The organism is Teredinibacter franksiae, from assembly GCF_014218805.1.
In the GTDB taxonomy this organism is placed as follows: Bacteria; Pseudomonadota; Gammaproteobacteria; order Pseudomonadales; family Cellvibrionaceae; genus Teredinibacter; species Teredinibacter franksiae.
This window is the reverse complement of the sequence record NZ_JACJUV010000001.1, coordinates 1,332,762-1,345,613: the sequence shown is the minus strand read 5'-3', so window position 1 is coordinate 1,345,613 and position 12,852 is coordinate 1,332,762. Positions and strand designations below refer to the sequence as shown.

Sequence of the window (12,852 nt, the reverse complement as noted above, 5' to 3'; positions counted from 1 at the left end):
TGAATTATGTCGCAGCAAAACAACAAACGTGAAGATAGCAATGCCGAAGGCTTGCAGGAAAAACTGGTTCAAGTTAACCGTGTAGCGAAAACAGTTAAAGGTGGTCGGATTTTCGGTTTTACCGCCTTGACAGTTGTCGGTGACGGTAATGGTAAAGTAGGCTTCGGTCGTGGTAAGGCTCGTGAAGTGCCTATCGCTATCCAAAAAGCTATGGAAGCGGCTCGTCGCAATATGATCCAAGTTGAATTGAATGGAGATACTATTCAATACCCAACTCGCGGTCGCCACGGTGCTTCTAAAGTTTATATGCAACCTGCCTCACAAGGTACGGGTGTAATTGCCGGTGGTGCAATGCGTGCTGTTCTAGAAATTGCTGGCGTACAGAACGTATTGGCCAAATGTTATGGCTCTACTAATCCTGTAAACGTCGTTCGCGCTACTTTTGAAGCGCTTCGTGCTATGGCTTCGCCGGATTCGGTTGCAGCTAAGCGTGGCAAGTCTGTTGAAGACATTCTGAACTAATTAAAACGCCGATTTTAGGTAAAAAAGATCATGGCTAAGAAGACGGTAAAAGTTACTCAAATTAAGAGTTCAAGCGGTCGCCTCGAAGCACATAAAGCGTGCGTGCGCGGTTTGGGTTTGCGTCGTATTCGTCATACTGTGGAAGTAGAAGATACACCTTCTGTACGCGGTATGATAAACAAAGTTAATTACATGGTTAAGGTGGAAGGAGAGTAAGATGCGTTTAAATACTTTAAGTCCTGCTCCTGGTAGTACCACCAATAAAAAACGTGTAGGTCGTGGTATTGGTAGTGGCACAGGTAAAACTGCGGGCCGCGGCCATAAAGGGTTGAAAGCTCGTTCGGGTGGTAGCGTAAAGCCTGGTTTCGAGGGCGGCCAGATGCCATTGCAGAAGCGCTTGCCTAAGTTTGGTTTTACCAGTCGCGTGGGCCGTGTTTCAGCAGAGATTCGTTTGGCCGAGCTAAATAAAGTTGAAGCCGATGTGATTGACATTGAAGCACTACAAAACGCTGATTTGATCGGCCGTAATGTTAAGCGTGCAAAGGTCTTCCTCTCGGGTGAACTAAAGAAAGCTGTTACCCTAAAAGGTCTCGCTGTGACCAAAGGCGCCAAGGCAGCCATTGAAGCTGCTGGCGGAAAAATAGAAGAATAAACGACCTTATATATCAGGTTGAGAGGGGAATAGATGGCAACTCCAGGTAATATGCCTCTGGGAAATCAGAAAGGTTTAGGTGAACTATGGGTTCGCCTAAAATTTTTGTTTTTGGCGATTGTTATTTATCGTCTCGGAACACATATTCCGGTTCCAGGAATTGACCCAGAACAGGTGGCAAAACTGTTCAACCAAAATCAAGGCACGATACTGGGAATGTTTAATATGTTCTCTGGTGGTGCCATGGAGCGCATGAGTATCCTTGCTCTCGGGATTATTCCTTACATCTCCGCATCGATTATTATGCAGATGATGAGTGCGGTTACGCCTTCGCTTGAAGCGCTAAAGAAAGAAGGTGAGTCTGGGCGTCGTAAGATCAGCCAGTACACTCGTTACTTGACTGTTGCCTTGGCGACCGTTCAGGCCTTTGTCATGGTGGCGGGTATGGCGGGGCAAGGCATGGCCTACGCAGGCATGTCTTCCATCAGCTTTTTTGTGATTGCAGTCGCCTCTCTTGTGACGGGTACTGTGTTCATGATGTGGCTAGGTGAGCAAATTACTGAGCGCGGTATTGGCAACGGTATTTCAATGCTGATTTTCGCCGGTATTGTTGCCGGTATGCCGGGCGCCGTTGGTCAAGCTTTTGAAAGTGCACGTCAGGGTGATTTACACCCGCTAATGCTATTGTTTTTGTTGCTAGCCGCTGTAGCTATCGTGTGGTTTGTTGTGCGCATGGAGCGTGGGCAGCGCCGCATCACTATTCAGTACGCTCGACGTCAGGCTGGTGGTAGAGGGGGGCAGGGCCCTGCTCAAACAAGTCACTTGCCTTTGAAAATTAATATGGCGGGTGTAATTCCGGTCATCTTTGCCAGTAGTTTGTTGTTGTTTCCTTCGTCTATTGCTCAGTGGTTCGGTAGTGCGAGCGAAGGTAAGTCTGCAGAAATACTACAGGAAATTGCTTTGGCTATTGGTCCTGGTCAGCCATTAAACTTTGTGTTGTTTGGTACCTTAATCATTGTGTTTTGTTTTGTTTACACGGCGATGATGTACAACCCAAAGGAGGTTGCTGACAACCTGAAGCGTGGTGGCGCCTATATTCCAGGTATTCGCCCAGGTGAACAATCTGCTAAGTATATAGACAACGTATTGACCCGCTTGACCGTAGTTGGCTCCATATATATTGCAGGAGTGGCCTTGTTGCCTCAGTTCTTGATGGTGTCTGCTAATGTTCCATTCTACCTAGGTGGGACGTCGTTATTGATTGTTGTAGTTGTGGTGATGGATTTCATGTCTCAGGTTCAGTCTCATCTGATGTCCCACCAGTACGACTCAGTAATGAAGAAAGCAAATTTACAGAGTTATGGGCGTGGTAGTCGCTAAGCGAATATCAGTTCAGGTTATTTGGAGTAGTTTAAGATGAAAGTTCGTGCTTCAGTCAAGAAAGTATGTCGTAACTGCAAAGTGGTTCGACGTAAAGGCGTTGTCCGCGTTATCTGCAGTGCAGAGCCTCGCCATAAGCAACGTCAAGGCTAATATTCTTTAAGGTTAGGTGTTATCTAAGCCGGTTTAGGCGATGTAGGTAAAACCATTCGGGGTATCAAGCCCTGATAAATCGGAGGTGTTAACTGTCGCGCAGTTGGAAACAGCTGCGCTATTGCTTTTTTGTGGTTTTGTCGCTATCCTTCGCGCCCTTCGCGGTGCCAGGTGGTGATTACCGCTGTTAACACTGTATATCTTATCAAGTTGGAGTAAGTTGAATGGCTCGTATAGCTGGTGTCAATATACCAGACCATAAACATGCCGTTATTTCCCTCACTTACGTGTACGGAATTGGTAAAACTAAAGCCAAAGAAATTTGTGCGGCAACCAGTATCGATGAATCAACGAAGGTTGGTGAGTTGAACGAAGAGCAGATGGATGCTGTCCGTGGTGAAGTTGCAAAGCTTTCCGTGGAAGGTGATCTACGTCGTGAGGTCTCAATGAACATCAAGCGATTGATGGATTTGGGGTGTTACCGTGGTTTGCGCCATCGTCGTAACCTTCCTGTGCGAGGTCAGCGTAGTAAAACTAACGCCCGCACACGAAAAGGTCCCCGAAAGCCAATCAAGAAGTAAGCTTCAGGTTTTAACTCTAACTTATCAGTTTGGGAAATTTTACTATGGCGAAGCCAGGTGGTAAAAGCTCGACGAAGAAGAAGGTCAAAAAGACCGTCGTCGATGGTATAGCGCATATTCATGCCTCTTTTAATAACACTATCGTGACGATCACTGATCGTCAGGGTAATACTCTTTCTTGGGCTACCTCGGGTGGTTCAGGTTTTCGCGGTTCTCGTAAAAGTACACCGTTTGCAGCTCAGGTTGCAGCAGAGCGCGCAGGTCAAGCCGCTCAGGAGTACGGTTTGAAGAATCTCGATGTAGAAGTTAAGGGCCCTGGGCCCGGTCGCGAATCAGCTGTTCGCGCCTTAAATAACGTTGGTTATAAAATTACCAACATTACTGATGTCACGCCGATTCCACACAACGGCTGTCGCCCACCCAAAAAGCGTCGAGTATAAGGAGGAACGAAAGTGGCACGTTATATAGGTCCTACTTGTAAATTATCTCGCCGTGAAGGAACTGATCTGTTCCTGAAAAGTGGCGTAAGACCGCTCGATTCTAAGTGTAAAGCTGAGAATCCACCCGGTATGCACGGTGTTCGTCGTGGTCGATTATCTGATTACGGTGTCCAGCTACGTGAAAAACAGAAAGTTCGTCGTACATACGGTGTTCTTGAAAAACAGTTTCGCAGTTACTACAAAGAAGCTGCACGCCGAAAAGGTGCAACGGGCGAAAACCTGTTGAAGCTCCTTGAGGGTCGGTTGGATAACGTGGTTTACCGCATGGGCTTCGGCTCTACACGCGCAGAGTCTCGCCAGCTGGTATCGCACAAATCTATTTTAGTGAACGGCAAAACCTTGAATATCCCTTCCTACCAAGTACAGGTTGGAGATGTGGTTTCTGTTCGCGAAAAGTCAAAGAACCAACTGCGCATTCAGAACGCAATGGGTATTGCTTCCCAGCGTCCTGACATTGAGTGGGTTGACGTCAACTCTGATAATAAGGAAGGCACTTACAAGCGCGTTCCCGATAGAGCCGATTTGTCAGCCGATATCAATGAAAACCTTATCGTCGAGCTTTACTCTAAGTAAAGTTTCGTCAACAAGGTTTAACTATTAGGGATCACAATCACATACAGGTGCTTATATGCAGAGTGCGGTTAACGAATTTTTGACACCTCGTCACATCGACGTAACAGAATTAGCTCCAACTCGCGCAAAAGTGGTGTTAGAGCCCCTCGAACGTGGTTTTGGGCATACTCTGGGTAACGCATTGCGTCGTATCTTATTGTCGTCCATGCCTGGTTGTGCAGTAACCGAGGTAGAAATTGCTGGTGTACAGCACGAATACAGTGCAATAGAGGGTGTTCAGGAAGATGTAATTGAAATCTTGCTGAACTTAAAAAACGTTGCTGTTGTTATGCATGGTAAAGACCAGGCAACCCTGGTTCTTACCAAGCAGGGGCCCGGTGTGGTTACCGCTGGTGATATCCAGCTCGATCACGAAGTAGAGATCGCAAATCCAGACCTCGTTATTGCTAATATTAGCGCTGACGTAACTTTGGATATGCGTTTGGTTGTCTCTCGCGGTCGTGGATATCAGCCTGTTGATGCACGCCAGTCTGATGAAGACGAAACGCGAGCGATTGGCCGGTTGCCACTAGATGCTTCCTATAGTCCTGTTCGCCGATTGGCCTATACCGTAGAAAGTGCTCGAGTTGAACAGCGAACTGACCTCGACAAACTTGTGTTGGATCTTGAAACCAATGGTACGATAGATCCAGAAGAGGCTATACGTCGAGCTGCTACTATATTACAGCAGCAGCTAGCTGTGTTTGTAGACCTTGAAGGCGAAAAGGAAGTTGAGCCCGAACAGAAAGAGGATCAAATTGATCCAGTACTTCTGCGTCCGGTCGATGATCTGGAACTTACAGTTCGTTCTGCCAACTGCTTGAAAGCCGAAAATATATACTACATCGGTGACCTGATACAGCGCACCGAGGTCGAGTTGTTGAAGACCCCAAATCTGGGTAAGAAATCACTTACTGAGATTAAAGATATTCTTGCTTCTCGCGGTTTATCATTGGGGATGCGTTTGGAAAACTGGCCACCAGCCAGCTTGAAAAACACCGATTAATGTTGAGCGGATTTATCCGCTCTTGAACAAAATTGACTTGCTGCGATAGCAATCAGGTGAAGGGTTAGAGTCATGCGTCATCGTCATAGTGGACGTCAGTTAAATAGAAACAGTTCTCACCGTAAAGCCATGTTCCGTAATATGGTTAGTTCCTTGGTAGAGCACGAATTAATTAAAACAACCTTGCCAAAGGCCAAAGAGCTGCGCCGTTATGCAGAGCCGCTGATTACTCTTTCAAAAGTAGACAGCGTTGCGAACCGTCGTTTGGCTTTCGATCGCCTTCGTAACAAGGAGATTGTAGGTAAGCTCTTTAATGAGGTTGGCCCTCGTTACGAAGCTCGTCCTGGTGGCTACCTGCGGATTTTAAAGTGTGGATACCGCACGGGTGATAAAGCGCCTATGGCTTACGTGGAATTGGTAGATCGCCCCCGGGCTGAAGCACCTGCCGAGCAAGACGCCGAATAGGTCTTTTAGGATTACGATGAGCTTGGCTCACGCGTTTCTAAACAAATGACGCCGACACTGTCGGCGTTTTTTTATATCGGCGGGTTTTGAATACCTAAAAGATCACAGATCATATCTACGGTATCTTTTACGGACTGCTTAAAACCGCTTAATTCGTTGGATTCCGGTAGGGCTCCCCGTTTTAGCGTTTCTTCTAACTTTACCGCATTTGCTGTCAATAGAACGGCGCCAACGGTTCCGGATAGTCCTTTGAGTGCGTGTAGCCGTCTACTTGCATCGTCAATTGCCCGATCATTTATGGCGATATCGAATTCGCGAACAAGCTCTTGGCAGCGTATAACAAACTTCTTTAGCAGGCTTTGATAGAGTTTATTGTTGTCCATACAGTTCTTTAGCCCCTGCTGAACATTTAACACGCCTAGTTCATCATTCACGCCGATACTCGACGCCTCTTTAGTCGGTGTACTATTAGCTATATTTTTAGTCCCTTCATTCACCCACTTCGATAAAGTTTGAAAAAAGCGTTGGGGGTCAATGGGTTTTGATACGAAGTCATTCATGCCTGTACTTATTGCAGCCTCTCTGTCTTCTGGCATTGCCGAAGCGGTAAGCGCGATAATAATTGTATTCGCGCAGTGCCTATTCACTCGTATCATTCTAGTAGCTTCAATACCGTCCATAACGGGCATTTGAATATCCATAAGTACTAGGTCGATGGTATGGGCATCGACCTGTAGTAGAGCTTCTAGGCCGTTATTTGCGGTGTGAAACGTTTTACACTTGTAGCCAACTAATTCTTCGACGATTTGTACATTTATCTCATCGTCATCAACAACCAGGATATTAAGTGTTGAAAGCTGTGTAGCTAGTGGCTCAGGCAGTGTCAATAATGAAGGTGTTTTCACCCCGGATTGGTAATCGAGGCTCTCAAGTAAGCGGCCAAAATAGAAGGGTCGGCGGATCGTACCGTTTACTAAGCGACCAATGCTTTCCTGAACTCGGCCGTTAGAGTTTAACCAATATAAACTTAGATTTTGTAGCTGAATTGCCGTTAGTGAGTGGTGCCAGTTTTCGAATTGTTGGTGGTCAATGTGTTCATCAATGATCAATAAAGTCGTATTTTCATTGGTTGCCGGAAACGGATTTACTAGACTATAGCCGTCGGCGTTCATAGTATTTGCTCTGAGAATATTTAGCGTTGCATTCAATAATTTTTCGTTCGGTGAAACCACAAATACATTGGTGGCGCTAAGCTCTGGGATCTTACGTAGAGAGGAGCATTGGGCTAGCTCAAAGGGAAGTTCAATTTTTACTATAGTACCGCTGCCAAAATTGCTAGTTAAATTTATTTCCCCTAGCATTAGCTTACATAGTTCTTTGCAGATAACCAGCCCTAGCCCAGAGCCACCGTATTTACGTGTGGTGTCAGCGTCTGCTTGTGTAAAGACATTGAAAAGTTTATCAATCACTTCTTGGGGGATACCAATACCGGTATCGGTTATCGTAATATCCAACCATATTTTTTGATTTTCGTTGTCGGTTTTTTCTTTGGAGCGAGAAATGAGTAAATGTATATAGCCGCTTTCAGTAAACTTAAGCGCATTTCCTACGATATTATTAAGTATTTGTATTAGCCTTAGGTTGTCACCAAAAAGGTGTTGGGGTACGTCTGGCTGTGACTCAAAAATCAATTCCACGTCGTTGTGCTCTTTTCTCACAACATCGAGCAATGCGATCTGCCGGAACACATCATCTAAATAGAAGTCATGATCTACGATCGTTAGTTTACCGGATTCAATTTTCGAGAAATCTAATATGTCGTTGACAATATTCAGAAGTAATGACGTCGAACGACGAATTTTTAGTATGTAGTCTTGTTGGCTTTCTGACAAATTCGTTTCTAGACAGAGCTGGCTTAGGTTAAGTATCGCGTTCATTGGCGTACGTATTTCATGACTCATGTTGGCTAGAAAAAGACTTTTACTTTTGTTGGCCTGCTTTTCTCTAGCGGTGGCGAGTTTAGATTTTTCTGTTTGTCGTTTGAGCTGTGATGTTCGTTTTTCTACAAGTTTCGTGGCTCTAAAATTGACAAGACTTAGTGTGGTTAATCTCGTGTGAACAAAGAAGTAGATGGTGAAAACGAATAGGAAGACAAACGTTATAAGCGCGAGTGACATCCATTTAGCTAATTTTTTTGCGTGCTCAAGTAGCTTGCCTTCAGTAAATACTGTAAGAAATACTGACTGATTGATAAGGCCTGCGGACAGCTGTTTACTGATTGCTTTGGTTGGGAGTCCACGATTCACATTATTTTGTATTTTGTTCGTAATCAGGAAGGGATTTCCCGTTTGTTGCCCAAAGCTATCGGTTAGTTTTGAGTTAATGTCGAGGCCTATGACAATAAAGCCTGGTGTTGATGAGGGCGTGGAAGTTATGGCGGATACTGGATGTGTAGTTATTGCGATAATGCCAGAAGCCGTCTCCACCAATCCGGTTTGCGGCGTCCCTTCGCGTATAGAATTTAGAATATCTGTAAATGCCGTGCTGTACGCAGTGGCTTTTGTGGTTATAGTAGTGGTGTCGGTGTGATGGTTGTGATTGGCGTGCCACAAGGGCATTTTGTCGCCGGAGTAGAATGAAATAAAGTCTGCATTTACGTTACCGTGTATATCTTTCCAGTTAAAATATGCGCCTAGATTATCCGTGGGCTGGTTTTGTAGTCTAGGTTTTGCGTATTCGGAGGCAATCCAATAACGGGCAAAAGTCTCTAGACTTGTCAACTGAATATTAATCGCTTGGTGGATCAGTTCGTATTCGCGATTGGAAAGTTCGTCGTCGATATTTTCGTATTGAGGGATCAGGTAGTAGCGACTAAGTGTATATTCGACGAGAAAAAAGGCTGCAATAGCAAGAATCGTTGCAGCTGATATTTGCAGCGTTTTTTCAAGCGTGTTTGGATTCACATTAGATAAGCTTTTTAAGTTTTAATATGATTTCGCCGAATCTTGAGCACACAGCAAGCGCTTCATCAGCCGAGTGGTTGGCCTTTTTTTCAGCATTTTTTAGTGAGCCGATTAACATTGTTTCATGTTCTTCGTCTAGCATCATGTGGTTTATGTCTTGAATAATACTGTCAAATTCACGGTCGGCTATTCCGACAATTTCGCAAATATGTGAGCGAATGTTGGATTCGGCGTGCCTTAGGCTGTCTGCTGTTTCAGTGATTATTTCAAACAGTTTGTCGCGTTCAATCAATTGATTAGCGGTATCAATGTTCTCTGCACGCTTGCTAGTGATCTGAAGTAGGAGTGGTACGTGGTCTAATATTCTGCCGCGTAACATTGGATCGTTGGTGAGTTGCTTAATTAATAGGCTTGCTCTTTTTTCATTAACTTGAATTTTCTGGTCAATCGATACAATTCGGCCTTTTTCGCGCAGCATTGCCACAATATGGACTTCCATAGGCGTGCAGTCACCTTCACTGCCTAGGAAGATGTCTTGTTGGTCCGATTCAATAAAAGCCACGGCATCTTCCACCGAAAGCTGCTTAAGTGTACTTGTGAGTTCGCGGGCTAGACGGCTATGGTCAAATATGTCTAGCACAGCAATGGCATATTGAATTACCAGCCCGAGCTCGCCAGCGCTCATAATGGAATTCATTACGGCGCTGTTGAGTTCTATATTTTGTTGGGCGAGTTGGCTGGTCTTAGATTTTTGATCGATGATAAACGCAATTTTCGCGAGTAATTCAGTCGGGTTAACGGGCTTAACAATGTAGTCGTAGGCGCCAGCATCAAAACCGGCCATTCGCTCGTCATCGGTATCGAGTGCGGATATAAACACTACGGGTATTTTCGGTGATGTGGCTAACAGCTGTTTGCAGAGTTCAAGCCCGCTAATGTCCGGAAGGTTAACGTCCAGTAACACAATATCTATAGGGTGTTGCCTAAATTGGTCAAGGCATTGTGCTGCGGTCATTGCACAGTGTGTATCGTATGTAGGTGTAAGTATCGTCTGGATCAACTCAAGTGCGATTTCTTCATCGTCGACGATAAGAATAGTGGGTTTACTGCCATGATTGGTCATGAAGCCTCGCTGATTCTTACGTGGGTCTTAGTGCCTGTAAAAAATTATAGACTTCATTTATGGGGGCGGGTGTACGAATGGCACGCTAATCGTTTAAATGTGCGATATGCTGTAGTTTAATCGAGCGTAATTATTCACTCGTAAATGAATTTGGCGCGTGGTTGTATCTTGGCCCAGTTTGATTTTCCTAGGGTAAACGAAAAGTGAGAAACACTGCGTTTAAGCGCCATATGCATGGTGGGTTTTTTGGTGAATGTTGTGGCATTGAAATCAACCCGGCAGGAAGGGGCCAATGATGGTGTTGAGCTGGTTTTCTAGACAATACTGTCGCTTAAAGCTCTGATGTTGCTCGTGCTTTAACCTAAATAGAAGTACGTAAGAAAAAATCTGGGTGTGGTAAAGAATAGTGCACGAATTCGGGCTATGATTTAGGAAGTGATACCTAATAAAACGTGATACAAAGCCGTCCCGTGTCTTACTCAAAGGTTCTTTAGAGCTAGAGCAATTGAATTAATCATTTGAATCGTGTCCATTCATGCACAACATGTTTCCCATATTGTGCATGAATGTCAATTGTATGGCGTAATTTCAAACAACTGGCAGTTTGTTTGCAGGTGTAAATGTTATTTGTAAATTTATGGAAACACTATGAGCGATCTTGATCGGCTGATGTATTGGCGCGGAATTGCTGAGGAATACCAGAATTACAGGGGTGAGTCAGTCAGGGTTCCAATTGAAAATAGGTTGACGCTATTGGAAGCGATGCATGTAGATGTTTCCAGCCCTGAAGCTGTTGCTTTGGCGGCTAACGAGCTTGACGTAGAGCCTTGGCGGCATTTTTTCCCTCCCATGCAGACCTGCAGAATATCTGCGGGAGAAACCGCTCATTTTTACATCAATCTCCATCCGGCTCGGTTAGCTCGGCACATGGGCTGGGAGCTGCAAAATGCTAAGGGAGAGGTAGTCGATAGTGGTGCGCTTGTACCCGAGGGGGCCCCAGAAGTAGGCGATTATATTTTTGAAGGTGAGCGTTTTTCTCGTCGACGGGTTTCAACCCACATCGTTACGCCGGGCTACTATCAATTGACAATAATTTTCGATGAAAACCCATTCCCTGTTATTAATGGGTACATTGACCCCCGGAATATAGTCTCCATTGAATCTACATTGGCCGTGGCGCCGCATACTGTGTTTCAGCCCGCTTGGCAGGATAAAGCCAAGCCTTGGGGTTTTATAGTTCAGTTGTACACGCTTCGAACAGAAAGTGATTGGGGTATAGGTGATTTCAGTGATTTACAATTGCTTATAAGAAAGTCAGCGGCAATGGGGGCCGATCTTATTGGGCTTAATCCTGTGCATGCGCTATTGCCCGATGTAGAAACCTATAACAGCCCCTACAGCCCATCCGACCGTCGATTTATTAACGCGTTATACATAGACCCTGTTTCAGAACAAGATTATATTCGCGCCGCTAGCCTGCACACCGAAATAGCGGTGGAGTCTCGGTTGAAGGCGCTAACATCGCTCCGTGAAAAATCATTGGTAGATTACACGGCGGTTAAAGACTTGAAGTATCCAGTTTTTGAAGCGATGTACAGACATTTTTGTAGCGAAGAGCTGGATAGCGGTAGCGAGCGTGAAGCGGCATTTTTAGCGTTTCTAAATGAAGGTGGGATTGCCTTACAGCAGTATGCGCTTTATGAAACAGCACGAAACCGCTGGCAGCAAGCGCACTTTTTTGCCGATATTGATGATCAGGTGTTGTCGGCCGAACCCGATTCAGCTAGCTATAAAGCGGCTTTGGGGAAGTATCACGAACCGGTCTTGTTTCACTGCTATATGCAGTGGGTTGCCCATTGCCAGCTAGGTGCATGCCAGAAGCTTGCAGAAGATAGCGGTATGCGTGTAGGGCTAATACGAGATCTTGCTGTGGGTGCCGATGGCGGTGGTGCTGAGGCGTTCTCCAACCCGCAGCAGTTCTGTCGCGGTGTCTCGATAGGGGCACCGCCAGATCCCTTGGCGGAGCAGGGGCAAAATTGGGGGTTGCCTCCCATGGACCCAGCGTACCTGCGTACATCGGGATATGCGCACTTTATTCAAGTGCTGAAAGAAAATATGTCACATTGTGGTGCGCTGCGTATCGATCATGCGATGAGTTTGATGCGATTGTGGTGGTGTCCACCAGGTATGACGGCCAATCATGGAGCATACGTTTACTACCCTTTTGAGGATATGCTGGCTCTTCTATGCCTCGAAAGCCACCTAAATGGCTGTGCTATTATCGGTGAAGATTTGGGCGTAGTACCACACGAATTTCGCCAAGCAATTTCAGCAGCCGGGATCTTCAGCAATCGTGTCTTTTACTTTGAAAAAGAAAATTACAGCACCTTCAAGCATCCCGAGAACTACGATGTGCATGCGCTAGCCATGGTGAACAATCACGACGTGCCAACATTGAAAAGTTGGTGGGATGGTAGCGACCTTGTGCTTCGAGATCGTCTCGATATTTTTGAAGAAGGTGTAGATTACGCCTCCATGGTAGAGCAGAGAGCCCGCGATAAGAAAGAGGTGTTTAACTTTTTGTCAGGCCAGAAGCTGTTGCCAGAAAGCTGGCAAGCACTTGATGTAGAGCAAATCGCCGACGATAGTTTAATCTATGCAATATTGATTGCTGTGAGTAATGTGGCTTCAAAATTGTATGTTATTCAGCTGGAGGATGTTTTGTTAATGGAAGATCCTGTGAATGTGCCCGGCACGTTTAAAGAACACCCAAACTGGCAGCGAAAGCTGAATCGTACAATCGAAGATATATTTGATTCCGCCGCGACGATTGAGCTGCTTAGTGCTATAGACTCTATTCGTAGAAATCATTAACCCAAAACAATTAACATGAGA

At 45.5% G+C, this 12,852-nt stretch carries 13 protein-coding genes; 11 read left to right on the top strand and 2 right to left on the bottom strand.

Going from position 1 to position 12,852, the window contains the following annotated elements; all coding sequences use genetic code 11:
- Positions 1-6 precede the first annotated feature (6 nt).
- The 10 genes from rpsE (at position 7) to rplQ (ending at position 5,871) form a co-directional block, all read left to right on the top strand.
- A complete protein-coding gene (rpsE, locus tag H5336_RS05415; protein WP_185232138.1) occupies positions 7-522 on the top strand; it encodes a 30S ribosomal protein S5 in 516 nt (171 codons plus the stop codon).
- A 30-nt stretch (positions 523-552) separates the two neighbouring features.
- Positions 553-738 (top strand): 50S ribosomal protein L30, encoded by a 186-nt coding sequence (gene rpmD / locus H5336_RS05410; RefSeq protein ID WP_185232136.1) that lies wholly within the window; start codon positions 553-555, stop codon positions 736-738.
- A gap of 1 nt (position 739) precedes the next feature.
- Positions 740-1,174, top strand: coding sequence for a 50S ribosomal protein L15 (rplO, locus tag H5336_RS05405; RefSeq protein ID WP_185232134.1), 435 nt, complete (start codon positions 740-742; stop codon positions 1,172-1,174).
- A gap of 33 nt (positions 1,175-1,207) precedes the next feature.
- Positions 1,208-2,554 carry a preprotein translocase subunit SecY gene (gene secY / locus H5336_RS05400; protein ID WP_185232132.1) on the top strand — a complete coding sequence of 449 codons (1,347 nt, stop codon included), beginning with the start codon at positions 1,208-1,210 and terminating at the stop codon, positions 2,552-2,554.
- A gap of 36 nt (positions 2,555-2,590) precedes the next feature.
- Positions 2,591-2,707, top strand: coding sequence for a 50S ribosomal protein L36 (rpmJ, locus tag H5336_RS05395; protein WP_086933165.1), 117 nt, complete (start codon positions 2,591-2,593; stop codon positions 2,705-2,707).
- Between the two features lie 224 nt (positions 2,708-2,931).
- Positions 2,932-3,288: a 30S ribosomal protein S13 gene (gene rpsM, locus H5336_RS05390; RefSeq protein ID WP_185232130.1), complete on the top strand. Its 357-nt coding sequence runs from the start codon at positions 2,932-2,934 to the stop codon at positions 3,286-3,288.
- A gap of 44 nt (positions 3,289-3,332) precedes the next feature.
- Positions 3,333-3,728, top strand: a complete 396-nt coding sequence (rpsK, locus tag H5336_RS05385) for a 30S ribosomal protein S11 (protein ID WP_185232128.1) — start codon at positions 3,333-3,335, stop codon at positions 3,726-3,728.
- 12 nt (positions 3,729-3,740) lie between these two features.
- Entirely contained in the window at positions 3,741-4,361 is a 621-nt protein-coding gene (rpsD, locus tag H5336_RS05380; RefSeq protein WP_185232126.1) for a 30S ribosomal protein S4, read from the top strand.
- Positions 4,362-4,416: 55 nt separating this feature from the next.
- Positions 4,417-5,406: a DNA-directed RNA polymerase subunit alpha gene (locus tag H5336_RS05375; protein ID WP_185232124.1), complete on the top strand. Its 990-nt coding sequence runs from the start codon at positions 4,417-4,419 to the stop codon at positions 5,404-5,406.
- 72 nt (positions 5,407-5,478) lie between these two features.
- A complete protein-coding gene (rplQ, locus tag H5336_RS05370; protein WP_185232122.1) occupies positions 5,479-5,871 on the top strand; it encodes a 50S ribosomal protein L17 in 393 nt (130 codons plus the stop codon).
- A 71-nt stretch (positions 5,872-5,942) separates the two neighbouring features.
- On the opposite strand, the gene H5336_RS22895 is transcribed toward rplQ, so the two are convergent.
- Positions 5,943-8,834 (bottom strand): response regulator, encoded by a 2,892-nt coding sequence (locus H5336_RS22895; RefSeq protein WP_185232121.1) that lies wholly within the window; start codon positions 8,832-8,834, stop codon positions 5,943-5,945.
- A 1-nt stretch (position 8,835) separates the two neighbouring features.
- Entirely contained in the window at positions 8,836-9,957 is a 1,122-nt protein-coding gene (locus H5336_RS05360) for a response regulator transcription factor (RefSeq protein ID WP_185232119.1), read from the bottom strand.
- A 648-nt stretch (positions 9,958-10,605) separates the two neighbouring features.
- Here H5336_RS05360 and malQ point away from each other — a divergent pair.
- A complete protein-coding gene (malQ, locus tag H5336_RS05355) occupies positions 10,606-12,831 on the top strand; it encodes a 4-alpha-glucanotransferase (RefSeq protein ID WP_185232117.1) in 2,226 nt (741 codons plus the stop codon).
- The last annotated feature ends 21 nt before the right edge of the window (positions 12,832-12,852 follow it).